Below are 24,222 nucleotides of genomic sequence, written 5' to 3'. Positions count from 1 at the left end.
ATGCAGACGCAACCCAGCCCGAACCTGGGAAGTGGTGTTTCAGAGGATTGGCCGCCCCGGGACCGTCCGCGCCGATGCGTGTCCGGTGCTCCCTGTCAGGCAACTCGAAGAACATTAGACCTCGGGGATGATCGAGTCAAGCTCCGCAAGCGGATTTTCGGCGACCGCTTCCGTCGGCAGGTGGAAGGCCAGGATGGCGACGTCGTCGTCGTGTTCCGAGGTCACTCCCATCGCCCGCAGCAGCCGGGCGCAGATCACCTCGGGGGTGCCGATCGCGCCGGTCAGCGTGCGGGCCAGGAGGTCGAGGCCCTGGTCGATGTCCTCGTCGCGGCGCTCGACCAGGCCGTCCGTGTAGAGGACACCGGTCGTGCCGGGGAGGAGGCGCAGGGTGTGGGAGAGGTGCAGGCCGCCGCCGGTGCCGAGCGGGGGACCGTTCTGTTCCTCGCTGCGCAGGATGGTTCCGTCGGGGCAGCGCAGCAGCATCGGGAGGTGACCGGCCGAGGCGTAGGAGAGGGTGCGGCGCTGTGGGTCCCACACGGCGTAGGTGCAGGTGGCGATCTGGTTGGCGTCGATCTCCATGGCGATGCCGTCGAGGAGACGCATCACCTCGTGCGGCGGCAGGTCGAGGCGGGCGTAGGCGCGGACCGCGGTGCGCAGCTGGCCCATGACGGCGGCTGCCCGCAGGCCGCGGCCCATGACGTCGCCGATGACGAGTGCCGTGCGCCCGCCGTCGATGGCGATGACGTCGTACCAGTCGCCGCCGACGGCTGCCTCGGCGCCGCCGGGTTGGTAGGTGGCGGCGACCCGCAGGTCGGCCGGCTGGTCGAGTTTCTGCGGGAGCAGGCTGCGCTGGAGGGTGACGGCGGCCTCGCGCTGGCGGCGTTCGGCTTCGCGCAGGCGGGCGGCGGCGAGGACCTGGTCCGTGACCTCGGCGGCGAAGATCAGGACGCCGGCGGGCGGGCCCTCGGCGGGGGTGTCGGTGGTGTCGCCGGGGCCGAGCGGGACACAGGAGACGTTGTAGTAGCGGTTGCCGGTGAGCCCGAGGATGCAGCGGGCCTTGACGCTGCGCGGGCGGCCGCCGCGGATGACCTGGTCCATCAGGGCCAGGACGCCCATGGTGCCGAGTTCGGGGAGGGCTTCGCCGGCGGGCCGGCCGGTGGGGCGTTCGCCGAAGAGTTCGCGGTAGGCGCGGTTGGCGTAGCCGAGCTGGTGGAGCGGGCCGTAGGTGACGGCGACCGGGGCGGGGATGCGGTTGAGGACCTCGCGCAGGTTCTGGGGTTTGTGCGGGTCGAGGAGTTCGGCGGCGGTGGTGGGGCTGGTCGGGTCGCGGGGGCTGGGCACGACGACACCGTCGCTGGAGGGCGTGCCCTCGTCGGTGCCGGCCCCGTTGGACGGGGTGGCACGCCAGGGGGCTCCGGTGAGCCGGGCGCTCCAACGCATGAGGTTCAAACGACGGCCGCTTCCTCGTTTTCCAGGCATATCATCACTTTTTGTGTACGCAACAGCACACGGGGTAATGACCAGGTCGGGCTGATCCTGTCAGGCAGAGGCCCGATTTCGGAAGTCGCGCGCCCGGCGTGGCCGTCCGATCGACCTCCGGCCCGGGTCGGCGGGCGCGGTCAGCGGGGCGCATCCGGTCCGGCGTCGGACGGTCGCCCGAACTTCTGGTCGAACCCGTCCTCGAAGGCCGAACGCGGGTGCTCCATCGCACCCAGCGAAACCACCTCGCGGGAGAACACCCCGCCCAGTACCCAGTCCATCAGCACCCGCACCCGGCGCTCCGTGCTCGGCAGCCGCCGCAGGTGCCGCGCCCGGTGCAGCCACCAGGCCCGCCGACCGGTGAGCGTGCCGCCCCGCCGGGTGTGCGCGACGGCCCGGCGCAGGCCGAGCGAGGTCGAGCAGGCCGCGGGGCCGGGCCGGTACTCGGCCAGGCCCGGCGCGTGCGGCCCGCTGTCCAGGGCCACCACGATGTTGCGGGCGAGTAGCTCGGCCTCGGCGAAGGCGTGCTGGGCGTTGGGCGCGCAGGGGGCGCCGTCCGCGTTCGGGTTCGGTACGGCCGCACAGTCGCCGGCCGCCCAGACGCCGGGCAGGGCGCGCCCGTCCGGTCCGACTGCCTGCAGGGTGGAGAGACAGCGGACCCGGCCGAGGGTGTCCAGCGGCAGGTCGGTGTCGCGCAGCAGCGGGGACGGTCGGACGCCCGCCGTCCAGACCAGGGTGCGGGCACCGAAGCGGCTGCCGTCCGAGAGCGCGACGACCCGGTCGACGGCGGACTCCAGGGTGGTGCGCAGCCGGATGTCGACTCCGCGTTCGCGCAGTTCGCCGAGGGTGTGCTCGGCGAGCTCGGGCGACTCCTCGGCGAGGATCCGGTCGGTCGCCTCGACCAGGACCCAGCGCAGGTCCTCCGCGCGGACGTTGTGGTAGCCGCGCACGGCGGCGCGGGCCATGTCCTCCAGCTCCGCGAGCGCGCCGACGCCCGCGTAGCCGGCGCCGACGAAGACGAAGGTGAGCGCGGACTGGCGCAGCGCGGGGTCGCGGGTGGCGGAGGCGAGGTCGAGCTGTTCCAGGACGTGGTTACGCAGGCCCACCGCCTCGCCGACCGTGGAGAAGCCGAGGCCGTGCTCGGCGAGGCCCGGCACCGGGGCCGTCCGGGAGACCGATCCGGGGGCCACCACCAGGATGTCGTAGGGGAGTTCGATCGGGGCGGGGGGTTCGCCGGGGCCCCCGGCGTCGGCCAGGGCGCGGCGGGCGGCGTGTTCGATCCGGGTGATCCGGGCGGTGAGCACCCGGCAGTCCGGCAGGACCCCGCGCAGTGGGACGACCACGTGTCTCGGGTCGATCGAACCGGCCGCGACCTCGGCCAGCAGCGGGTGGTAGGTGAAGTAGGCCTGGGGCTCGACGACGGTGATCTCCACCTCGCCGCGCCGCAGCCGCTCCCGCAGGCCGCGCTGGAGGTGGAGTGCGGTGGCGGTACCGGCGCATCCGCCGCCGGCGATCAGGATCCTGATGGTGCACCTCCTGCCGAGTGACGTTTCGTCCCGGCCTCGCGGCCGGGGGTGTCCCCCCATCACGCCCCCTATGAAGGACCGGCGGAGGTGGTCTTGTCCACAGTCCGTACGGGGCGGGTTGCGACGCGAGTGACTGTCGTGGCCAGTTGTGCTTCCTGGGCGACTTTCTGACGCACTTTCGGCCGCGAAGTGCCGTGAACTATGGTCGGATTGTGTACCGGGGCGGCTGTCGCCATGACAATCGGCGGCGACGCACCGTGGAGCGGCCACTACGGCCAGTTCCAGCGTTGGCGTGAGAACCCGACTGGGCCACAGTCATCCGGGGAAGGTTAGTTCCCGGACAGGGCCCCGGACGGTGCCGACGCGCCGAGCCGGACGTGGACCCGGCCCGGCGGCACGAACCGTGGTCACCGGAACGGGACGGGCGGCACGAGCGATGGGTCATCGGGTCATTTCTGACGAGCTGAGCTGCACCGGGGGGTGCGGGGGCGGGCGACGACAGGGTCCGGATTCGGACGCCTGCGGGGGAGAGTTGGGATGATGGAACAGGAGCAGGTGTTGGGTCGGGCGGGTGCACCGCAGGCCGGGCCGGGCATGGTGCCCGAGCAGCGCGGCCCGGTGGACCTGCCGGCGCAGACCGGGATGGCGCAGGTCGGCTTGGTTCAGGTCGGCATGGTTCAGGCCGGAAGCCCGTACCGGGCAGAGCCCGCACAGGCCACCGCGCCGGTGCCCGGGGCCCGGCTGCGGGTGGACGCCCGGCGGAACCTGGAGAGCGTGCTGCGGGCGGCCCGCGAGGTGTTCGGCGAGTTCGGCTACGGCGCGCCGATGGAGGAGGTCGCGCGCCGGGCCGGGGTCGGGGTCGGCACCGTCTACCGGCGCTTCCCGAGCAAGGAGGTGCTGGTCCAGCGGATCGCCGCCGAGGAGGTGGCGTGGCTGACCGCGCAGGCGCGCGAGTCGCTGTACGGCGGCGACGGCGCCTGGGCGGCGCTGGCCGGCTACCTGGCCCGGGCGGTGAGCAGCGGCGCCGGGCGGCTGCTGCCGCCGGAGGCGTTCCGGTACGCGGAGGAGCTGGGCCGGGTTCCCGAACAGCGGGTGCCGGAACCGCCCGCGGCGGTCCGCTTCGACCTGCGCGGTGAGGAGGCCCGCTCCGGCGGCGCGGCCGATCCGTCGGCCGCCGACGCCGATCCCCGGCTGCTGCTCCAGCTGCTGGCCGCGCTGGTGGCGCGGGCCGGTGCGGCGGGCGAACTGCGGCCGGGCGTCACGGTGGCGGACGTGGTGCTGGTGCTGACCGCGTCGGTGCCGGTGCACGCGACCCGTCCGTCGGTCTCGACTCCGTCGACGGGCGGTTTCTCGCCGGTTTCCCCGCAGACGGACGGTCAGGCACTCGCCGGGCCATCGGACCGGCTGCTGCAGATCCTGCTGGACGGTCTGCGGGCACGCTGACATCCGACGGCGAGCGCGGGCGGCGCGCTTGGCGGGCAGGAGAGTCGGACGGATCACCGGCGCGCGGGACTGGAGCGCGCGCCGGGTGCGGGCGTCGTGCGACCCGGCGTCGCACGCTGGGCGAACACATCCGCGACGGCCCCACGGAAGAGTGGGGAACGGCCGGTCCGGCTACCGCCCGTCCCTGCGCTATGCCATCCTTTGCCCGTGGTTGGAGCCAATGTCCCGATGCGCGCCCTTCGCGCGCCGTCGGCGCCGTACGCCGGGGAACCGTGCGCCTACGTACTCCCGCGCGCCCTGCCACACTACGGGGGCTGTCGTGGAATCTGGGGTCCGTTGTGAGCGCCGAGGAACAGAACGACTACGGGTACGGCCTCGACTTCGGAGGCCTGTCCGGTAGTACCGCCGAAGGGTCCGCCGCGGGCCCGGGCGGGGTCGGCGGCGCAGGTGGCGCAGGTGGCATCGGCAGTGCCGGAGGGGCCGGCGGGGCCGGCGGGTCGGCCCAAGTGCCGGGCGCCGCACCGGGTTCGGCCGCCGGACACGTCCCCGACCAGGCCGGGATGCCCAGCCGCGAGTCACTCTCCGCCTCCGCCGCCGCGCTGCCCTCCGGCCGGGTGCCCGGCCAGGCCCCGGCGGGCCGGGGCGGCGTCGCCCCCGAGGCGTTCGTCGGCGAGCCGTTCGGCGACAGCCGGCCCGCGCGCCCGACCGTGCCCGCGCCCGCCGACCCGGTGGACGGCGAGCGCCCGCCCTCCGACGCCGAGTTGACCGCCCGGGTCCGGGCCGCCGACGACATCGCGTACGAGGAGCTCTACCGCCGGCACGCCGACTCGGTCCGCCGCTACGCACGCACCTGCTGCCGGGACAGCTTCACCGCCGAGGACCTCGCGGGCGAGGTCTTCGCCCGCACCCTCCAGGCCCTACGGGCAGGCAGGGGACCGGAGTTCGCCGTCCGCGCGTACCTGCTGACCGCCGTGCGCAACGTCGCCGCCGCCTGGCACCGCAGCGAGCGCCGCGAACAACTCGTCGACGACTTCGCCGTCTTCGCGCAGACCTCGGCCGCCGTGGTCGACCTCGACCTGGCCGACCCGGGCGCCGACGCCTGGGCGATGGCCATGGCCGACCAGCGGATGGTCATGCAGGCCTACGCCGAACTGCCCGAGGACGACCGGGTGGTGCTCTGGCACACCGAGGTCGAACGCGAATCCCCCAAGACCGTCGCGGTGATGCTGGGCAAGACCGCCAACGCCACCGCGGTCCAGGCCCACCGCGCCCGCGACCGGCTCGCCGCCGCGTTCCTCCAGGCGCACGTCTCCGGCAGCCAGGACAGCGGGTGCGAGGCGTACGCCAACCGGCTGGGGGCGTACGCGCGCGGCTCGCTGCGCAAGCGCGCCTCGGCGGAGGTCGGGCGGCACCTCAGGGAGTGCGACCGCTGCACGGCGGCCTGCCTGGAACTGACCGAGATCAACACCGGCCTGCGCGCGCTGCTGCCCGGCGGCGTGCTCATCTGGGTCGGGGTCGGCGGGTTCAGCGCCGCCGCGGCCGCCGTCGGTGGGGTCGCCGCGGTCGGCGGCGCGGCGGCGGGGACGGCGGCGGCGACCGCCGGGTCCTCGGGGGCTGCGGCCGGTACGGCGGGTACTGCGGCGGGTTCGGCCGGTGCGGCGGGTGCCGCGGGCAGTGGTGTGGCCGGTGCCGGTGCGGCTTCCGGCGGGAACACGGGCGCGGCCGTGGTCGGCGAAGGCCTGGGGACGGCCGCCAAGGCCGGGATCGCCGCCGCCGTTGCGGTGGCCGCGGCCGCCGTCGCCGCGTACGCGCTGACCGGCTCGCCCGAACCGAAGCCGCCGGTGGCCGCTCCCCCGGCCGCCAGTGCCCCGGCTGCCCCCGCCCCGACACCGCCCGCTCCCCGGGCACCCGCCCCCGTGTCGGCCCCGCCCCCCGCTCCCGCCCCTCCGGCCCCGGAGCAGCCCGCGCCGAGCCCCAGCGCGAAGCCGTCCGCCAGGCCCGCGCAGGCTCCGCCCGCCATCCAGGCGCCGAAGCCCGCCACGCCCGCGCCCAGCCGCCCGGCCGCCCCGAAGCCGACCATCGCTCCCCCGGTCGTGCCCGAGCCGACCCTGCCGCCGGTGCCCATGCCCGAGGTGCCCGTCGTCCCGACGCCCACCCTGCCGCCGATCCCGACCCCGACCGTCACCCCACCCACACCGCCCGAACCGCCCGCGCCCACCGACTTCTGGGCCGACTCGCTGCCCGTGGTCAAGCCCGGCCACAACCGGGTGCCGCCGGACCGGCCGAGCATCCGGCAGAAGGGCAGTGACAACTTCTGGCAGCGCGAGGGCGGCTGGATCGGCGGCGACTACCACCCGCACGCCCTCACCGTGCACGCCCCGGCGACCACCCTGATCGACCTCAACCGCAGCTGCACGTCCTTCGACGCGGTGGCCGGGGTGGACGACGCCACGCTCTCACCGGGCGGGGTGGTCTTCTCCGTCCAGGCCGGCGACGGCCGCACCCTGTGGCACTCCCGGACGCTCGCCGCCGGCGACGACGCGGTGCCCGTGCACGTGCCGCTGGCCGGGCAGACGTCGATCCGGCTGGTGGTCACGCCGGCGCACGGGATCTGGTCGGCGCTGAACGTCGCGGACTGGGCCGAGGCCCGCTTCAGGTGCTCCTGAAACGGGCCTCGGGCTCCGGGCGGCAGGGGTCGGCTGCGGTACGGGTCAGATGGCGCAGGAGCCGTCCGCGCAGGCCTCCCCGGCCGGGGCGACCTGCACCGGGGCCGGCCGGCGCTCGCCGATCTCGGCCGCGATCTGGTCCAGCACCTTGCGGAAGGTCTCGGCCTCCTGGCCGCCCTGGACCGCCCACTTGCCCTCGAACACGAAGGTCGGCACGGCGGTGATGCCCAGTTCCCGGCCCTCGGCCAGCTGGGCGTTGACCTCGGCGGTGCCCTCGTCGCCCGCCAGGTAGGCGGTCACCCGCTCCCGGTCCAGGCCGACCGCCACGGCGACATCGGTCAGCGCGGCGCGGTCGCCGACGTCGACGCCGTCGGTGAAGTGCGCCGTGAGCAGCGCCTCCTTCAGCCGCCCCTGGACGGCCGGGCCGTACTCGGCCTCGGCAAGGTGCGGCAGGCGGTGACCGAGGAAGGTGTTGGCGTGCAGCGCGGCGTCGAAGTCGTACGTGATGCCCTCGGCGAGGCCCAGCTCGGCCACCCGGGCGTCCATCGCCACCGACTGCGGGCCGTAGCGCTCGGCCAGCCAGGCACGGTGCGGGCTCGCCGTCGCGGGGGCGTCCGGGACCAGCTGGTACGGGCGGTAGACGACCTCGACCTGCTCCTTGCCCGGGAAACCCTCCAGGGCCTGCTCGAAACGGCGCTTGCCGATCCAGCACCAGGGGCAGGCGATGTCGGACCAGATCTCGACCTTCATGCGGGGGGCTCCAGGGGCGTCTTGTCAGATGTGTACGAGATGGGTGAACGATGAACCATCTCGGTACATTCCCGGCAACCCCCTGACCTGCCGATTCAGCCCGCGGGCGGCGCCGGAACCACCAGAACCGGACACGCCGAGTGGTGGACCAACGCCGAACTCACCGAACCCAGCAGCAGCCGGGCGAAGCCACCGTTGCCCCGGGTGCCGACCACCAGCGTGTGCTGCCGGGTCGCCGCCTCCAGCAACACCTCGATGACATTGCCCAGCACCACGTGCAGCGACATCTCCCCCACGTACGGGGCGGGGCGCTGCCGCTGCACGGCGGCCACCGAGCGGCGCAGCCCGTCCGCCGTGCTCTCCACCAGCGTCTCCACGCTCTCCTGCACCAGCTCCGCCATCCCCGGCGGATAGCCGGCCGGCGCCGGGTTCACCACGGCCAGCACGTAGAGCGGCAGGCCGAACAGCTCCGCCTCCGACATCGCCCGGTCCAGCGCCCACAGCGACCCGTCCGACCCGTCACACGCCGCCAGCACCCCGGCCGGCCGGCCGGTCGGCGGCCGCCCGAGCACCGACAGCACCACGGGCACGTCCCGCCCCGCGCTCCCACCGGCCACCGCACACCCTCCTCACCCGGATCCACACCCCCGCCATCATGGCCCGCCCCGCCGACCGCACCCCCGCCACCGCGCCGAGAGCGAGAGGAGGAGACCGGCGGACGGCGGGCGGGGTTCGGGGTGGGCGCCGGGGCTGAGCTCGGGGCCGGTGGGAGCGCGGGGCGGGGCCGGAGGGTCAGGGGGCCAGGGCGGGGGGTTGGGGGTGGGGGAGGCCGGTCCAGCAGGCGCCGTGGCGGCGGGCGCGGAGGCGGCGGAGCCAGAGTTCGGTGGAGACGAGGTCGGCGAGGCCGGCGAGGGCGGCGGGGGACAGGGGGGTGGCGGGGTCGGCGGAGTGGGCGAGTTCGGCGCGGACGGCGGGGAGGTCGATGAGGCCGGCTTCGGCGAGGAGGGGGGCGTCGAAGAGTTCGGCGAGGCCGTCGGCGGCGAGGCGGAGGCCGGCGCGGGCGGGGGCGGTGCGGTCGGGGCGGGGGCCGCGGCCCCAGTCGGGGGGTAGGTCGGTGCGGCCGGCACCGGTGAGGACGGCGTGCAGGAGGGCGTGCCGGGCGCCGGGTTGGAGGCGGATGTCGTCGGGGAGCAGCCGGGCGGCGCGGACGACCTGGTTGTCGAGGAAGGGCGCGTGCAGCCGCTGGCCCGGTTGTTCGGCGGCGTGCACGAGCGTGCGGAAGGAGCGCGCCTGGCGGTAGAGGGCGTGCCGGGCGCGGTGTGCGCCGGGGTGTTCCCCGGGCGCCGGTTTGCGCGCCGCCAGGCGGAGCCGCAGGGCCACCGAGGAGAGCGCCTCGTCGGAGAGCCAGCGGGCGGCCGGGCCGGGCACGCACCAGGCGAGGTCGACGGCCGAGCGGCTGCCCGCCGTCCCGCCGCCGTCCGGGACGTGGCGGGCGGTCAGTTTGGCGGCGGCCTCGTCCAGCGCCTCGGCGTAGCGGATCCGGGAGAGCCGGTGAGCGGCCCGGACCACGGTGAGCGGGGTGCGCAGCGCGCCGGTCAGGACGCCCGCGACGGCCCGGTCGGCCCCGGCCAGCGCGGCGACCGGGGGCAGGAGTTCGCGCGGGCGGCCGGCCCGGATGAGGTCGGCGAGGCGGGCCGGGTGGCCGTCGAGGACCTGGCGGGCGCCGTAGCCGGTGAGGTGGTCGGTGCCGCCGGCGTCGAAGCGGGCCTCGGCGCGGTCGGCGGCCACGAGTTCGGGCCCGGGCTCGTCGGTGAGCCGGCCGGCCTGCGGGTCGGTGCGGAGGCCGGCGTACGGGAGGGTGTCGGGGCCGGGGTCGAGCACGGTGTGCCGCAGGCGCGGGGTGTCGGGGGCGAGCGCGAGGGTGGCGGGGGGTTCGGTCTCGCCGAGCGTGACGGCGGCCAACTGCTCGGGGGCGGCGGGTTCCCGGGCGGCGGGCCGGGCCCAGGAGCCCTTGACCGCGCCGTTCCTGGCGCCGACGGTCTCGGCGGTCTGCTGGGCCGGGACGGTCGGCGCGGGCACCGGCGGCAGCGGGACGGCGGCGGCGAGCAGGGCGACGGTGGCGGAGGCCGTGCCGTACGAGAGGTCGACGCCGAGCCGGGCCCGTCCGACCGGATCGAGGACCGGCGCGGTGGTACGGACCCGGGAGCGGACGGATTCCAGCAGGGCGCGGGTGAGTTCGCGGACGGCGGGCGCCTCGTCGCGGGGCTGCTCGGCGAAGGGCGGCTCGTCGTAGGCGGACAGGTACGGCCGGCCGCCGCGGATCCCCAGCACGTGGCCGGGCGGCACCTGCTGGACGCCCAGGTACGGGGTGCCGGTGCCGAGCGCCTCGGGAGACTCGGGGCAGGCGAGGCGGGCGGCGAGGTGACCGGTGTCCACTGCGGCGCCGACCAGGTCGGCCAGCGGGAGGGCGGCGGTGGCGTACGCGGTGCCGCCGCCCCAGGGGGTGTGGAAGACGGGCTGGGCGCCGGCGAGGTCGGTGAGCAGCAGGGTGGAGCGGGTGCCGGAGCGCAGGACGACGGTGTAGCTGCCGGGCCAGGCGGTCAGGTGGCGGACGGCTCCGCCGCGGGCGGCCGCGAGGCCGGCGGCGAGTTCGGCGTCGGTGGCGCCGCAGTGGCCGAGGACGGCGAGCCGGGTGGTGGCGGGGGTGTCCTCGACCGGGTCGGGGGCGGTGGGGCCGGTGCTGACCACGGCGGGGGCGCCGGGGCGGAGCGTGACCAGGCGGATCTCCTCGGGGCGCCAGTCGCCGACGGCCCAGAGCGGGTCGGCTCCGGTCCACAGCGGGCGTGCGGCGATCGGCGCGACCGTGCCGGGCGTCTCGCGCGCGGGTGTGCCCGCCCGGGGTGTGCCCGCTCTGGGCGTGCCCGTGCACAAGCCCGTCAGCCACCGCATCGTGCCTCCACCGGACGAGGACCTGCATCCGCGCGGCGCGTTCGCCGCCGGGCGGGCGGTGCCGTCGGGCGGCCGGGTGGGTGTGCCGTGGCGGCCCGCGCGCGTCCCGACGTGCCTCCGCAGCTCGACGCGCCGTCAGGGGACATCGTGCCACCGCTCGGCGTCGCCGGGGCCGGTGTTGCCGGTTCCGCTTCGGTGGCGACCGGCCGACGGCGGGTGGGAACGGGCGGAGCGGCTGTCGGCACCGCGGCAAAACCGCGCGGAGCGGCCTGTCGGCGCCGGGTGGAGCCGAGGTGGGGCCGGGCGGGCCGGGCCTCCCCCTCCGTGGCCCGGACCGCCCGCGGGCCGCCTTTGGCATGGGCATCGCGAGATGGCCGAAAGGCGTCACCCGGCCCGGGAGGGCATCCGCATGCCCTCCCGGACTTCACCGCCACCCGCGGGGATTGAGGCGGCGGCATACCCGGCCCGCCGGGTCCTCGACGGCGGGCCGACCCACGACCACCAGCGAATCGCCGACCAGCCGGTCGGGCCAGGGGGCACGGCCGGGCGCACGTCAACACGGGACCGGAGCACGACGCTCCGGCGCGCGGCGGGATCGGCCGGATCCGAGCGGTCCGGACCAACTCCCGTGCGACACCGCCGAGTGCGCGATCCCGCCATCCGGAATGCGACCTCTTAACCGTCGGAACGCGTCCGACTACTCTAGGTACAGCAGCCACGGCCCGGTGCCGCCCGGGCCCCGCGCACAAGGCCGCAGGAGGTGCCGCCGCCACCATGACCGTCAGCCCACGTGGACCGAACGAACGGCTCGGCACGCTCCTGACCCTCGCCCAGATCAGCAACGCCGGACTGGCCCGCCGGGTCAACGACCTCGGTGCCCAGCGCGGGCTGACCCTGCGGTACGACAAGACCTCGGTGGCCCGCTGGGTCAGCAAGGGCATGGTCCCGCAGGGGCCCGTCCCGCACCTGATCGCCACCGCGATCGGCGGCAAGCTCGGCCGACCCGTCCCGCTGGAGGAGATCGGCCTGGGCGACACCGACCCGGCACCCGAACTCGGCCTGGCCTTCCCGCGCGACGTCGCCGAGGCCGTCCGCTCCGCCACCGACCTGTGGCGGGTCGACCTCGATCTGCGCCGGGGCCCCGGCGGCGGCCGGTGGAGCGACAGCCTGGCCGGCACCTTCTCGGTCGCGGCCTACGCGACGCCGGTCTCCCGCTGGCTGATCACCCCGGCCGACGGCTCGGTGGCCCGCGAGGTGCCGCGCTCCCCCAGTGACACGTCCTCCTACCGGGTCGGCCACTCGGACGCCGCCAAGCTCCGCGAGGCCGCCCAGGAGGCACGCCGCTGGGACTCCAAGTACGGCGGCGGGGACTGGCGTTCGTCGATGGTGCCGGAGTGCCTGCGAGTGGAGGCGGCGCCGCTGCTGCTGGCCTCGTACAGCGACGCGGTCGGCCGGGCGCTGTTCGGCGCGACGGCCGAACTGACCCGGCTGGCCGGGTGGATGGCCTTCGACACGGGGCAGCACGAGGCCGCCCAGCGGTACTACATCCAGGCCCTGCGGCTCGCCCGGGCCGCCGCCGACGTGCCGCTCGGCGGCTACGTGCTGGCCTCGATGAGCCTGCAGGCGGGCTACCGGGGCTTCGCCGAGGAGGCGGTCGATCTGGCGCAGGCCGCCCTGGAGCGCAACCGGGGCCTGGCCACCGCCCGCACCATGAGCTTCTTCCACCTGGTGGAGGCCCGGGCCCAGGCCAAGGCGCGCAACGCGGCGGCGTGCGCGACGGCGCTCGGCGCGGCAGAGAGCGCACTCGAACGGGCACGCGCCGGGGATCCGGATCCGGCGTGGATCGACTTCTACGCCTACGACCGGCTCGCCGCCGATGCCGCCGAGTGCTTCCGCGACCTCGGAGTGCCCTCGAAGGTCCGGCAGTTCACCCGCGAGGCACTGGCCACGCCCACCGAGGGCTTCGTCCGCTCGCACGGCCTGCGGCTGGTGGTCTCGGCGATGGCCGAGGCGGAGGCGGGCAACCTGGACGCCGCGGTCGCCGCCGGCGAACGCGCCGTCGAGGTGGCCGGCCGGATCTCCTCGCAGCGCAGCCGGGAGTACGTGGTGGAGATGCTGCGGCGCCTGGAGCCGTTCCACGGCGAGCGCCGGGTGCGGGAGCTCGCGGAGCGGGCACGGGCGGTGATCGTCGCTCCGGCGTGAGCGTTCGGGCCGGCGGGCGGCGGGGCGAAGGGGCAAAGGGGCGAAGAGCCGGCGGGGCCCGTTACGGCCTGACGGTAATTGAGGTGCGCCAGCGAGAGGGGCCTGGCTATGGTCTCTCTCGTCCAGGTGCGCAGGCAGAGGTTACTTCCAACTCCTTATTGGGCAGGTCGCGGGTTCGAATCCCGTCACCGGTTTCGGACCGGTGTAGCTCAGTGGCCAGAGCAGCTTCGTCACCTCAGCCGCCTTCGATCTCTGGACACCTACACGTGAATAGGTTTTCCGCACCTCCCGGTGCGACGGCAGCGGTTACTTCTGGTAGGCGCCGGATTTCCGGCGTAGCGGTTCGAACCCGCGAAACACCGCCGCCACTCCGATCTCGGGAGGCAGTGCGCTTCGGAGTGCCCGGTGCGCAGGCGGGGGTTACTTCGGATCTTGCGGTTCCGGGTTCGAGTCCCGGGTGTGCCGTGCGCGAGCGCGGCCGCTAGCTCAAGTGGTAGAGCACAAGGCATACACCTCCGCCGACGTCGGCCGTCCCACGGTCGGCACGATCTCGGGCACCCCTCATGCGGCATGCCTCCCTCCCACTGACACCAACAGGCCGAGGGGGGCTGTCGCATGTCCAGGTTCAACATCCGCAAGACCAAGGCGAGTCCGAGTTCACCAGTGGCCACGACCGGGCAGCTCACCCGCAACCACAACGGCGGCGTCGGCCACGTCCGGGACCGCAAGTCCGAGCTGTTCCTGCTCGCGGTGGCCAACATGGTCGGCAAGGACACCTTCTACGAGCGCGGCGGCGACCGCGACGACCGCTACACCGCGCTGGTGCGCGAACTCGCCGTCGCCGAGCCCGAGTGGACCCTCGGGCTGCTGCGCTGGCTGCGCTACGGCGCCCACATGCGCACCGCCGCCCTGGTCGGCGCCGCCGAGTTCACCCGCGCCCGGCTCGACGCGGGCGCCCACGGACACTCCCGGCAGGCCGTCGCGGCGGTGCTGCGGCGCGCCGACGAGCCCGGCGAGCTGCTCGCGTACTGGACCTCGCGCTACGGCAGGGCGCTGCCCAAGCCGCTCAAGCGAGGCGTCGCGGACGCCGTCCGGCACCTTTACGACACCCGCTCGCTGCTCAAGTACGACACCGCGGGCAAGGGCTACCGCTTCGGCGACGTGATCGAGCTGACGCACCCTTCGCCGGACCCGGACAAGCCGTGGCAGGGCGCGCTGTTCGCGTACGCGCTGGACCGCCGGCACCGGCCGGAGGAGGCCGTCCCGCCCGCGTCCGACCGGATGCTGACCGCCAACCGCGCGCTGCTCTCGCTGCCCGTCGAGGAGCGCCGGGCCGCGGTGACCGCCGAGGACGGCGCCGAGCGGCTGGCCGCCGCCGGGCTGACCTGGGAGGCACTGGCCGGCTGGCTGCGGGGGCCGCTGGACGCGCCGGTCTGGGAGGCGGTCATCCCGTCGATGGGCCCGATGGCGCTGGTGCGGAACCTGCGCAACTTCGACCGGGCCGGGGTGTCGGACGCGGTCGCGGCCGAGGTGGCCCGGCGGATCTCCGACAAGGGCGAGGTACGGCGCTCGCGCCAGTTTCCGTTCCGCTACCTGTCCGCACACCGGCACGCGCCCTCGCTGCGCTGGGGGCACGCGCTGGAGACGGCGCTCGGGCACTCGCTGGCCAACGTGCCGGAGCTGCCCGGCCGGACGCTGATCCTGGTGGACCGCTCCGGTTCGATGTTCGACCGGTCCGGCGGCCCGACCGAGCTCAACCGGGCCGACTCGGCCGCGATCTTCGGCACCGCGCTGAAGGTCCGCGCCGCCGAGGCGGACCTGGTCGAGTTCGGGACCACCAGCCGGGTGATCGAGGTCGGCCGGGGGGAGGCGGTGCTGCGGGTGCTGGATCGTTTCTCCAGTCTCGGCGGCACCAACACCGCCGACGCCGTCCGCGCCCACTACCGCGGCCACGACCGGGTGGTGATCGTCACCGACGAGCAGACCGGCCCCCACCACTGGGGCGGCGACCCGCTCGCCGCCGTCCCCGCCCACGTCCCCGTCTACACCTGGAACCTGGCCGGCTACGCCCCGGCCCACGGCCCCAGCGGCGGCGCCCACCGCCACACCTTCGGCGGCCTGAGCGACGCGGCCTTCCGCCTCATCCCCCTCCTGGAGGCCGGGGCGAACGCCCACTGGCCCTGGGAGGAGTAAGAGGGGCAGGAGGCCGGCGGCCGGCACGGTCGGCGGCCGGCCCCGGGGGCCGCACCGACCGAGGGGAGACGGTCGGCGTGGCGGCGAGCGGCCGGGAAGGGACCCACGGGGGTGGTTCCTTCCCGGCCGCTCGCCGTTCCGGCGCGGGCCCGTCGCGGCCTCGACCCGTCCGGGCCGCCGTGGCAGCATCGGCGGCGGGGGCGGCCGGGCGAGGCGAGGAGTCGGTGGTGGCGGACGAGGTCGACGTGCTGGTGGTGGGCGGCGGGATCGTCGGGCTGGCCACGGCGTACGCGCTGACCCGGGCGCGGCCCGGGCTGCGGGTCGCGGTGCTGGAGAAGGAGGCCGGCTTCGCCGCGCACCAGACCGGGCGCAACAGCGGGGTGATCCACAGCGGCGTCTACTACCGACCCGGTTCGTTCAAGGCCCGCTACGCCGTGGCGGGTGCCGCCGAGCTGGTGGCGTTCTGCCGCGACCACGGCATCCCGTACGAGGTGACCGGCAAGGTGATCGTGGCCACCGGCGCCGCCGAGCTGCCCCGGCTGGCGGCCCTGGCGGAGCGCGGGCGGGCGAACGGCATCCCGGTCACCGAGCTGGACCGGGCCGGGATCGCCCGGTACGAGCCGGAGGTGGCCGGGCTCGCCGGGCTGCACGTCGGCACCACCGGCATCTGCGACTTCCCGGCCGTCGCCACCGCCTACGGCCGGCTGGCCCGGGAGGCCGGCGCCGAGCTGCGGCCCGGCAGCGAGGTCCGGACGGTGGCGCGGCGCAGGGACCTGGTGACGGTGGGCACCGCCACCGGCGAGCTGCGCTGCCGGGTGCTGGTGAACTGCGCCGGACTGCACAGCGACCGGATCGCCCGGCTGGCCGGGGACGAGACCGGGGTGCGGATCGTGCCGTTCCGCGGCGAGTACTACGAACTGACCGAGCGGCGCCGGAACTCGGTGCGCGGCCTGGTCTACCCGGTGCCCGACCCGGCCTTCCCCTTCCTCGGCGTGCACCTCACCCGAGGCATCCACGGGGACGTCCACGTCGGCCCGAACGCGGTGCCCGCGCTCGCCCGCGAGGGGTACGACTGGCGCACCGTCCGACCCCGCGACCTGGCCGGGACGCTGGCCTTCCCCGGCACCTGGCGGATCGCCCGCCGGCACTGGCGGTACGAGCTGGGCGAGCTGCACCGCTCGCTGTCCAAGCGGGCGTTCACCGAGGCCGTCCGGCGGCTGCTGCCCGCCGTCTCCGCCGAGGACCTGGTGCCGGCCGCCGCCGGGGTGCGGGCCCAGGCGGTGGCCCGGGACGGCTCGCTGCTGGACGACTTCGCCTTCGCCGGCTTCGACCCGCAGGACCCGCGCTCCCCGCGCCGCGCGGTGCACGTGCTGAACGCCCCCTCCCCTGCCGCGACGGCCTCGCTGCCGATCGGCCGGGAGGTGGCCCGCCGCGCCCTGGCCGCCCTGGAAGCAGGCGGGTGAGCGGGCGGACGAGCGGCGGAGAAGCCCCGGAATGAGCCCGGTCACAGGCCCTTCGGGGGAGCCCCGGCGGCCCCGTAGACTCGGGGGATTGTGACTGCCACCGCCCCGATCCCCCAGCCCTCGCCGTCCGCCCGGATGTCCGCGGCGCCGGCCGCGTACCCCGCGCCGATGTACCCGCACAAGGCCACCGAGGCCCAGCACCGGGAGCACCGGATCCGCAGCTTCCAGCCGCGCCGGGGCCGGATGACCAACGCCCAGGCGAGCGCGCTGGACCGGAGCTGGGAGACCTTCGGCATCCCGATCGACGGCGCCCCGCTCGACCTGCGGGAGCTGTTCGGCGAACTGCCGGTGACGCTGGAGATCGGCTTCGGCATGGGCGAGACCACCGCCGCGATGGCCGCCGCCGACCCGGGCATGGGCATCCTCGCCGCCGACGTGCACACACCGGGCCACGGCAACCTGTTCGGCCTGCTGGAGCGGGACGGCTCGGAGAACGTCCGGTCGGCCGCCGGGGACGCGGTGATCCTGCTGCGCGACATGCTCCCGGACGCCTCGCTGGCCGGTCTGCGGGTCTTCTTCGCCGACCCGTGGCCCAAGCCCAAGCACCACAAGCGTCGGCTGGTCCAGCCCTCCTTCCTCGACCTGGTGCTGCCCCGGCTCGCCCCCGGCGCCCTGGTGCACTGCGCCACCGACTGGGAGCCGTACGCGGAGCAGATGCTGGCGGTGCTGTCCGCCTCGCCGGAGCTGGAGAACCTGCACCCCGAGGGTGACGGGACCGGCTGGCTGGAGCCCGCGGACCACCCGGACGGCAGCGTCCCCGGTTACGCCCCGCGACCGGACTGGCGGCCCGTCACCAAGTTCGAACGGGCCGGGATCGCCAAGGGCCACGTGGTCCACGACCTCCTGTTCCGCCGCCGCTGACGCATCGGCCGCCGTTCGAACGGCGGCCACCCGCCGACCGTACGGGCAGGCCATCGGCGGACGGTTCGTCCCGAGTCCTCCCGACGGGCGGCTGCCGTGGCCTACCCTGTGCCGCATGGGCGGCCCGTCCGGCGGCGGGTCCCGGCCGATCGTTCGTACGACTGTTCGGACAGAGGTTCAGGTCGCCGCCGACGCACCGGAGACGGTCCCGCGCACCGGCGACACCCGGACCATCCCGGGGCCCCGGAGGCGCCGGGTCCACCGCCTGCTGCCCCGGCCGGGCGGCCCGTTACCGCGGGCCGCGAACGCCCAAGCCGCCGCGCCCGGGGGGCCGCCGGGCCGCAGCCGCTCGGTGGCGCTCTCCTCGGTCACCGCGACCGCCGTCCTGACCATGGTCGGCTGCGGGGCGCTGATCCTGCACCTGGTCCAACGGCAGACCGGCACCGTCGGGCTGCTGGTCGGCCTGGGCCTGGCGATGGTGCCGCTGCCGTTCGTGCTGGGCGGCCTGGCCTGGCTCAACCTCACCGCCCGGGTGCCGCTGCGGCACACCGTGTTCTGCCTCGGCTGGGGCGCCTGCGCCGCCACCACCGTCGCCATCCTCGCCAACAACTGGACGGCCGACTACCTGACCCGGCACCAGGGTTCGCTCGGCAAACTGCTCGGCGCCGGAATCGCCACCCCGGTGATCGAGGAGACCGCCAAGGCCACCGCCCTGCTGGTGCTGCTGCTGCCGCTCGGCCGGCGGCAGCGCTGCCAGGGCCGCCGCACCGGGCGCCCCTGCGCGCCGCTGCTGCGCCGACTGCCCGCGCCCCGGCGCCCCCGCCCGTACCAGCGCCGCCAGGTCGGCCCGCACGCCCGCGGCCGGCTGCGCCCGTACCTGCGGCCGCTGCCCTACCTCCGCCCGGCCCCGCCGTCCGGCGGCGCCGGGCCGCACCGCCGCTCCCGGCCGCGCACCCTGGCCGCCGGAGTGGTGCTCGGCGGGATGACCGCGTGCGGCTTCGCCTTCACCGAGAACGCCCTCTACCTGGGCCGGGCCTTCACCAGCGACCAGCGGCAGCGGCTGGACAGCATCGGCCTCGGCGATCGGCCCAGCCTGCGCGACTTCGACAGCACCGTGCAGACCTTCGTCCTGCGTGCCCTGCTCTCCCCCTTCGCCCACCCGCTGTTCACCGCGCTGACCGGGATCGGCCTGGCCGTCGCGCTGACCACCGGGCGACGCCGGCTCGCCCGGCTGGCCGCGCCGACCGGGCTGCTGCTGGCGATACTGCTGCACGGCACCTGGAACGCCGCCGCCGACCTCGGTACGGACGGCTTCCTGGTGGTGTACGCGGTGCTGATGGTGCCCTGCTTCGTCGCGCTGGTCTGCTTCGCGGCCTGGGCGAGGGCCCGCTCGGCCCGGCACCCGGCGCGGGGCCCCCGGCGCGGGCGGTCGAAACCCTCGCCGAGGGGCGCTTGAAGAACGGATTTCCCATCTCGGCGACTTCCACGTAGTGTTGTGTTCACCGACGCGGGGTGGAGCAGCTCGGTAGCTCGCTGGGCTCATAACCCAGAGGTCGCAGGTTCAAATCCTGTCCCCGCTACTCAGTAGCCGGAAGGCCCGGAGGATTCGTCCTCCGGGCCTTTCGCGTTCCCGGCGCCACCGCACCGCGGCGAGGCCGCGAATAAATCCGTTGCCCCCCGATCGGTGGGCTGCCTATCGTGGCAGCACACTGAAAGGAGGTGATCCTGAATTGAGTACCGTCAGGATGTGTGAGGTGGCTGCTCGCTAGAGCCGCCCCTGCCTGCGCAGGGTGAGGCCCCTGGCCTCCGGCAGGCGAAATCCATAGCAGTCACCCGGCCCGCGGGCTCACCGGAACATCCCCGGTGCCTCGGCGCCTGGCCAGTGCACGGGCCGGCGCGGAGGAGTAGCCCGCGGGTCGTCTGCGTTTCCGGGGGCGCCCGGACTCCCGCGGACTCCTGGCGCCGCAGTCGGTGCTCCCCGTGTCGTAGCCGGGGCACCCGTGTGCAGCCGGGGCACCCGTGTCGCAGTCGGTGCTCCCCCGTGTCGTAGCCGGGGCGTGCCCGGGACGTTTCCGGGGTGGGGCCGCGGCGCTAGAGTCGGCGCGGGGTTCCGGAGCGGAGCGGCACGGACACAGGGGGTAGGCGATGACGAAGGCGCGACGACTGGGCGGCGGATCGGCGCTGCGGACGGCGCAGTGGGGTGCCTCCGGAGTACTGGCCGGGACGGGGCTGATCGGGCTGCTGCTGTTCGCCCTCGGCCGGGACCAGACCTGGCAGGCGCTCGGCGGCGGCCTGGTGGTGGCCGGAGCCTCGACGGTGCTCGGCGGCGGCCTGGGCTTCCTGTTCGGTGTGCCCCGGGTGCGCGGCGACTCGGGCGAGCCGCACGGCTCGTACGCGCCGAACACCAATCTGGAGCAGGTCTCGGACTGGCTGACCAAGGTGCTGCTGGGCGTCGGACTGACCCAGCTCGGGTCGCTCGGCGAGCGGCTGCACGAACTCGGGTCGGCGCTGGCGCCCACGCTCGGCGGGGGCGACGCCGCGGTGCCGTTCGCGGCGGCCCTGGTGCTCTACTTCCTGGTCTTCGGCTTCCTCGCGGGCTGGCTGGTGACCAGGCTCGCGCTGCCGCGGGCGCTGAACGACGCCGACCGGGCGCTGGACCTCTTCCTCGCCGGGCAGGACCGCGACCGGCACGGCGACAAGGTGGGTGCGGACGACCTGCGGGTCCGCGCGATGCAGCAGCTCGGGCTGCTGGGCGGCAGCGCGGAGCACCCCGCCGCGCTGGCCGGGCAGCTGCCGCCCGCCTCGGGTTCGCCAGTCGGGCCGGCGGGCGTGGTGGCCGAGGTCCGCTCGACCGCGCGGCGGTCGGCGCTGACCGCCGACCAGGTGCGGGGCCTCTTCACGGACGGCTCCGAGGGCCGGCGGATCCAGGCGCTCGCGCTGATGCAGGGCGACCCGTCGCTCGCGGACCTGGCGAGCGTGCTGGACGCGATCGAGCACCCGCGCTCGGGCTTCGAGCAATACCACGCGCTGCTGGCCGCCCGGGGACTGCTCTCCCGGCTGCCGGCCGCCGAGGCGCAGCGGCTGCGGGACGCGGTGGCGGCGCAGCTGGTCGATCCGCGGGGCATCCCGTACGGGTCGGACCGCAGCTGGCTGGCCGAGAAGATCCTCTCCCGGCTGCAGGTGACGGCCTTCGTGCCGGCCCAGCAGGCCCAGGCGCCCCAGGCACCCCAGCCGACCCAGCCATCCCAGCCGTCCGGCTCGGCTGCACCCGATGCACCGACCGCACCGGATGCGCCGACGTCGCCCGCCTCGCCCGCCACGCCGTCTGCATAGCGGCCCCTACAGCGCGGCGGGCACGGGCTGCCCGGCCTCCGCCCGGCGGCGGTCGGCGGCCCGCAGGACCAGGACGCGGCGGGTGCGTCCGTCCTCGGCCCGGGGGAAGCGGCGGACCTCGCTGGCTATCCGGCGCTCGCCGAGCGCGTACCGCAGGGGGTCGAGGTGCCCGCAGCGGCGGCCCCGGCCGTCGTGCAGGGGCTGGACGCGGACCTCGCCGCCCAAGGAGGTGACCCGGACCAGCTCGGTCAGGGCGGCCAACTGGTGCTCGGGGCCGAAGAGTTCGGGGTAGGCGAAGAGCAGGTAGCCGCTCAGGGTGAGGGCGAAGGTGCCGTCCGCGAAAGGCAGCCGGGGCAGCGCGGCGGCCACGTACCGCTGCGGGTGCGCGGCCGAGTCGGCGGCGAACAGCCGGCGGGCGCGGTCCCAGCTGCGCAGGTAGCGCTCGGGCCGGTGCGGGCGGGGCGCGGGGTAGAGGTGCGGGCGGGCGGCCATCGCGACGGCCATCGCCGCCCGGGCGGCCCGGGCGCGGTCCGCGACCACCGGCCGCGGCAGGGCGTACGCCGGGTCGGCGGCGATCACCCGGCAGCCCAGCGCGCGCGCCTCGGCGGCCAGGCCGGCCGCGCCGCCGGGGCAGTCCAGCAACGGCCCGGGGAGGGCGGCGAGCTGGGCCCGGGTGAGGTCGAACAGGGCGCAGTACTCGTCCAGCGGGCGGGAGGTGACCAGGACGTCCGGGGGTTCGGGGGGAATGCCTGGGGCGGCCACGCGGTCATCCGAACACGCGGCGGCCCCGTCCGCATCCGGAGTGCGAACGGGGCCGGGACCGAGTCGGGGCCGGACGGTCAGCGCCTGGTCAGCGGCCGAGCAGGCCCTGGGCGGCGGCCCGGTTGACGTTGGTCAGGCCGCGGACGAGCTGCGCGGTGAGGAAGACCAGCACCACCCCGACCAGCGAGAACCCGGCGATCTGCCACATCCCCTCGACGTAGTAGACGTGCCGGACGTGGTGGCCGTCGGTGTAGTCGAACAGCTGGTACCCGCGCCAGCCGGTGTAGGTCGGGAAGACCCAGTGGTAGACCGGGTAGAGCGCCATCGCCCAGCCGAGCAGCAGGAACACCAGGGTCATGGTGAAGCTGAAGATCGCCCAGGGGAACATCACCACCTGGTACAGCGCGGCCTTCCAGCCCGCCCCGTCCGCCAGCCGCGCGGTGATCGCGCCCCAGTTGCCCGGGCGGACCGGGCGCACCGGCTTCGGGCCGGCAACGTCCAGGGCCAGCATGCCCCGCGCCCGGGCCCGCTCCAGTCGGCCGAAGCCCCGGGCGGCGATGGTCAGGCCGGCCAGCACGGGCAGGCCGAGGACGGTGACGAAGGTGCCGAGGCCGAGGCAGAACAGAGTGATCGCGACGGCGAAGCCGGCGATCGCCACCGGCAGGCCGCTGAGCACGTAGCCGACCTCGCGGTAGTAGTGCGCGGAGAACGGCGCCGTCCAGAAGGCGGGCGGCTGTCCGGTCCGGTGGGCCCGGGCGGGGCGCGGGTCGTCGCCGTGACCGTCCAGGACGTCCCACTCGTGGTCCCGTGTGCTTCGGCTGCTGCTCATGTTCCGGCCCCCGGCCCCTCGTACTGACGGTCGTTCGTGCTCGCTGACGTCGTCCAGTCTGGCCGGACCGCAGGTCGCGGCGGCATCCGGAGGCCTGGCGGATCTGGGGTGGGGTTAACCCCCCGGCCCCCGGCCCCCGGCCCCCGGTCCCCCGGCCCCCGGTCCCCCGGCCCGCCGGTCTCCCTGGCCACACGGGCGCGCCGTGGGGGTTCAGCCGGTCGGGCCCGGCCACTCGTCGACGAGCAGCGCGAAGAGGTGCGAGTCGGAGCGGACGCCGTTCTCGAGCCGGTCGTGCCGGGCCCGCCCCTCCAGCCGGAACCCGAGTCGGGTGAGCACCTTGGCGGAGGCCGTGTTGCCCACCTCGGCCGAGGCCGTCAGCCGGTGCAGGTCCAGGGTGTGGAAGGCGAAGTCGCAGAGCAGGCCGGTGATCTCGCCCGCGTAGCCTCGGCCCCGGAAATCGCGGCCGAGGACGCAGCCCAGGTCGGCGGCGCGGTGCTTCCCGAGGGTGAGTGCGGCGTGTCCGATCGGGGTCGCGTCCTGCGGGTCCTCGGCGTCGGCGAGCCTGGTGACGGCGAGCCGGTAGGTGTCCCGCTCGCCGGCCATCGCCTCCTCCAGGTAGAGCTCGATCTGGTCGGCGCAGGTCTCGCGGTCGTACGGCTCGAACGGCAGGTGGCGGGTGACCTCCGGGTCGCCGAACAGGGTGTGCAGCGCGTCCACGTCGCCGTCGGTGTGGTGGTACTCGCGGATGGCCAGCCGGGGGCCGGTGAGTCGTACGGGGACCATGGCGGCCGACCCTACCGGCCCCCGGAGGCTACCGTTCGGACTATGAACGACGAAGACCTGCGACTCGCCCCGCGCACCAGGGCCGCCGACCTGCTCGCCTGGGCGGCCGAGCAGGGCCGCACGCCGGTGGCCGAGGCGCCGCTGCGCGCGGTGCTGGCGCTGCTGGAGCTGGGCGAGGGCAGGATGCACGACGGCTGGCCCGAACTGACCTCCGACGCGGTGGAGCACCTGCTGTACGAGCGGCTCCACCTGTACGTCCAACCCACCCCCGAGGAGGACCCGCTCGCGTACGGCGACGCGGTCCGGTTGCTGATCGACCACCAGCGGGCGGTCCGGCGGCTCAACGCCAAGCGCCAGGAGCGGCTGCACGCGGAGGCCGAGTGGCAGGGCGAGGTCGCGGCCGGACTGCTGCGCCGCGCCGACCTGGTGACCTGGCCCCGGCTGTACGCGCTGCTGCTGCACGCGTACGGGGTGGACGTCGCGGACGAGGCGGCGGTGCGGCACTGGCTGACCGGCTTCGGCGAGCTCCCGGAGGAGGAGCGGCTGGCCGCGTACGAGTCGCTGGTGCCGGCCGGCTGGCTGGACGAGCCGGACGAGCGGGGCTGGGGACCGGGCCGGGTGCTGTCGGTCGGCATGGCCACGGACGGCGCGCGGCGGCTGCTGGAGCAGGGCCTGATGCGGCGCAGCTACCGCAACCTGGCCGAGCTGACCGCGCTCGGGCGGCCGATGCCGGACGAGCTGGCCGGTGACTTCGGGCAGTTCGAGGAGGCGGCGGTCGACGCGGCGCTCGACCTGTTCGGGGAGTGGACGGTGCCGGGGCTGCCGCGGCTGCTGGTGGCGGAGTTCCCCGAGCTGGCGCCGGAGCCTGGCCAGGAGGAGATCGACGCGTACGTGGCGCAGTTGCCCGCGGAGGAGTGAGACGC

General features: G+C 75.5%; 16 protein-coding genes, 2 tRNA genes and 1 pseudogene. 11 read left to right on the top strand and 8 right to left on the bottom strand.

Annotation, left to right across the window (positions count from 1 at the left end; genetic code table 11):
• Positions 1–165 precede the first annotated feature (165 nt).
• Positions 166–1,449 (bottom strand): annotated as a pseudogene (locus ACIBEC_RS41700) (SpoIIE family protein phosphatase); the annotation flags it as partial.
• A gap of 170 nt (positions 1,450–1,619) precedes the next feature.
• A complete protein-coding gene (locus ACIBEC_RS41695) occupies positions 1,620–3,065 on the bottom strand; it encodes an FAD-dependent oxidoreductase (RefSeq protein ID WP_360505780.1) in 1,446 nt (481 codons plus the stop codon).
• 612 nt (positions 3,066–3,677) lie between these two features.
• Here ACIBEC_RS41695 and ACIBEC_RS41690 point away from each other — a divergent pair.
• A complete protein-coding gene (locus tag ACIBEC_RS41690; RefSeq protein WP_396290292.1) occupies positions 3,678–4,448 on the top strand; it encodes a TetR/AcrR family transcriptional regulator in 771 nt (256 codons plus the stop codon).
• A 338-nt stretch (positions 4,449–4,786) separates the two neighbouring features.
• Positions 4,787–7,114, top strand: coding sequence for a sigma-70 family RNA polymerase sigma factor (locus tag ACIBEC_RS41685; protein WP_396290286.1), 2,328 nt, complete (start codon positions 4,787–4,789; stop codon positions 7,112–7,114).
• Positions 7,115–7,159: 45 nt separating this feature from the next.
• On the opposite strand, the gene ACIBEC_RS41680 is transcribed toward ACIBEC_RS41685, so the two are convergent.
• From ACIBEC_RS41680 to ACIBEC_RS41670, 3 genes are all read right to left on the bottom strand, one after another.
• On the bottom strand, positions 7,160–7,864 hold the full coding sequence (locus ACIBEC_RS41680; RefSeq protein WP_360505789.1) for a DsbA family oxidoreductase: 705 nt from the start codon (positions 7,862–7,864) through the stop codon (positions 7,160–7,162).
• A 95-nt stretch (positions 7,865–7,959) separates the two neighbouring features.
• The gene (locus ACIBEC_RS41675; protein WP_360505792.1) at positions 7,960–8,481 is read right to left on the bottom strand and encodes a universal stress protein; all 522 of its coding nucleotides are present in this window, start codon (positions 8,479–8,481) and stop codon (positions 7,960–7,962) included.
• Positions 8,482–8,656: 175 nt separating this feature from the next.
• A complete protein-coding gene (locus tag ACIBEC_RS41670; protein WP_360505795.1) occupies positions 8,657–10,813 on the bottom strand; it encodes an asparagine synthase-related protein in 2,157 nt (718 codons plus the stop codon).
• A 774-nt stretch (positions 10,814–11,587) separates the two neighbouring features.
• Here ACIBEC_RS41670 and ACIBEC_RS41665 point away from each other — a divergent pair.
• The 8 genes from ACIBEC_RS41665 (at position 11,588) to ACIBEC_RS41630 (ending at position 20,925) form a co-directional block, all read left to right on the top strand.
• Entirely contained in the window at positions 11,588–13,015 is a 1,428-nt protein-coding gene (locus tag ACIBEC_RS41665; RefSeq protein ID WP_360505798.1) for an MFS transporter, read from the top strand.
• Positions 13,016–13,062: 47 nt separating this feature from the next.
• A tRNA-OTHER gene (locus ACIBEC_RS41660) sits at positions 13,063–13,209 on the top strand.
• Positions 13,210–13,630: 421 nt separating this feature from the next.
• Positions 13,631–15,208 carry a TROVE domain-containing protein gene (locus ACIBEC_RS41655; protein ID WP_360505801.1) on the top strand — a complete coding sequence of 526 codons (1,578 nt, stop codon included), beginning with the start codon at positions 13,631–13,633 and terminating at the stop codon, positions 15,206–15,208.
• A gap of 224 nt (positions 15,209–15,432) precedes the next feature.
• The gene (lhgO, locus tag ACIBEC_RS41650) at positions 15,433–16,671 is read left to right on the top strand and encodes an L-2-hydroxyglutarate oxidase (protein WP_360505938.1); all 1,239 of its coding nucleotides are present in this window, start codon (positions 15,433–15,435) and stop codon (positions 16,669–16,671) included.
• A gap of 135 nt (positions 16,672–16,806) precedes the next feature.
• Positions 16,807–17,592, top strand: a complete 786-nt coding sequence (gene trmB / locus ACIBEC_RS41645; RefSeq protein WP_396290290.1) for a tRNA (guanosine(46)-N7)-methyltransferase TrmB — start codon at positions 16,807–16,809, stop codon at positions 17,590–17,592.
• A gap of 115 nt (positions 17,593–17,707) precedes the next feature.
• A complete protein-coding gene (locus tag ACIBEC_RS41640) occupies positions 17,708–19,048 on the top strand; it encodes a PrsW family intramembrane metalloprotease (RefSeq protein ID WP_360505807.1) in 1,341 nt (446 codons plus the stop codon).
• Positions 19,049–19,098: 50 nt separating this feature from the next.
• Positions 19,099–19,172, top strand: a tRNA-Met gene (locus ACIBEC_RS41635).
• 565 nt (positions 19,173–19,737) lie between these two features.
• A complete protein-coding gene (locus ACIBEC_RS41630) occupies positions 19,738–20,925 on the top strand; it encodes a hypothetical protein (protein ID WP_360505810.1) in 1,188 nt (395 codons plus the stop codon).
• Between the two features lie 6 nt (positions 20,926–20,931).
• Here the strand turns inward: ACIBEC_RS41630 and ACIBEC_RS41625 are convergent, their stop codons facing one another.
• From ACIBEC_RS41625 to ACIBEC_RS41615, 3 genes are all read right to left on the bottom strand, one after another.
• Complete coding sequence (locus ACIBEC_RS41625; protein WP_360505813.1) at positions 20,932–21,687, bottom strand: hypothetical protein; 756 nt, start codon at positions 21,685–21,687, stop codon at positions 20,932–20,934.
• 88 nt (positions 21,688–21,775) lie between these two features.
• A complete protein-coding gene (locus tag ACIBEC_RS41620; RefSeq protein ID WP_360505816.1) occupies positions 21,776–22,516 on the bottom strand; it encodes a sensor domain-containing protein in 741 nt (246 codons plus the stop codon).
• Between the two features lie 210 nt (positions 22,517–22,726).
• Positions 22,727–23,299: a GNAT family protein gene (locus ACIBEC_RS41615; RefSeq protein WP_360505819.1), complete on the bottom strand. Its 573-nt coding sequence runs from the start codon at positions 23,297–23,299 to the stop codon at positions 22,727–22,729.
• Between the two features lie 42 nt (positions 23,300–23,341).
• Between ACIBEC_RS41615 and ACIBEC_RS41610 the strand changes: the two genes are divergently transcribed.
• Positions 23,342–24,217, top strand: a complete 876-nt coding sequence (locus ACIBEC_RS41610) for a hypothetical protein (RefSeq protein ID WP_360505822.1) — start codon at positions 23,342–23,344, stop codon at positions 24,215–24,217.
• The last annotated feature ends 5 nt before the right edge of the window (positions 24,218–24,222 follow it).

The sequence above is a fragment of the Kitasatospora sp. NPDC051164 genome (assembly GCF_044455625.1).
Taxonomy (GTDB): Bacteria; Actinomycetota; Actinomycetes; order Streptomycetales; family Streptomycetaceae; genus Kitasatospora.
This window is presented reverse-complemented; position numbering and strand designations above follow the sequence as displayed.

What these genes read in the sequence shown, in the direction of transcription:
- ACIBEC_RS41630 (WP_360505810.1), top strand. Translation starts at nt 19,738, where the DNA reads ATGACGAAGGCGCGACGACTGGGCGGCGGATCGGCGCTGCGGACGGCG.
- ACIBEC_RS41620 (WP_360505816.1), bottom strand. Translation starts at nt 22,516, where the DNA reads ATGAGCAGCAGCCGAAGCACACGGGACCACGAGTGGGACGTCCTGGAC.
- ACIBEC_RS41610 (WP_360505822.1), top strand. Translation starts at nt 23,342, where the DNA reads ATGAACGACGAAGACCTGCGACTCGCCCCGCGCACCAGGGCCGCCGAC.
- ACIBEC_RS41695 (WP_360505780.1), bottom strand. Translation starts at nt 3,065, where the DNA reads ATGGGGGGACACCCCCGGCCGCGAGGCCGGGACGAAACGTCACTCGGC.
- ACIBEC_RS41670 (WP_360505795.1), bottom strand. Translation starts at nt 10,813, where the DNA reads ATGCGGTGGCTGACGGGCTTGTGCACGGGCACGCCCAGAGCGGGCACA.
- ACIBEC_RS41665 (WP_360505798.1), top strand. Translation starts at nt 11,588, where the DNA reads ATGACCGTCAGCCCACGTGGACCGAACGAACGGCTCGGCACGCTCCTG.
- ACIBEC_RS41655 (WP_360505801.1), top strand. Translation starts at nt 13,631, where the DNA reads ATGTCCAGGTTCAACATCCGCAAGACCAAGGCGAGTCCGAGTTCACCA.
- ACIBEC_RS41680 (WP_360505789.1), bottom strand. Translation starts at nt 7,864, where the DNA reads ATGAAGGTCGAGATCTGGTCCGACATCGCCTGCCCCTGGTGCTGGATC.
- ACIBEC_RS41615 (WP_360505819.1), bottom strand. Translation starts at nt 23,299, where the DNA reads ATGGTCCCCGTACGACTCACCGGCCCCCGGCTGGCCATCCGCGAGTAC.
- trmB (WP_396290290.1), top strand. Translation starts at nt 16,807, where the DNA reads ATGTCCGCGGCGCCGGCCGCGTACCCCGCGCCGATGTACCCGCACAAG.
- ACIBEC_RS41640 (WP_360505807.1), top strand. Translation starts at nt 17,708, where the DNA reads ATGGGCGGCCCGTCCGGCGGCGGGTCCCGGCCGATCGTTCGTACGACT.
- ACIBEC_RS41690 (WP_396290292.1), top strand. Translation starts at nt 3,678, where the DNA reads ATGGTTCAGGCCGGAAGCCCGTACCGGGCAGAGCCCGCACAGGCCACC.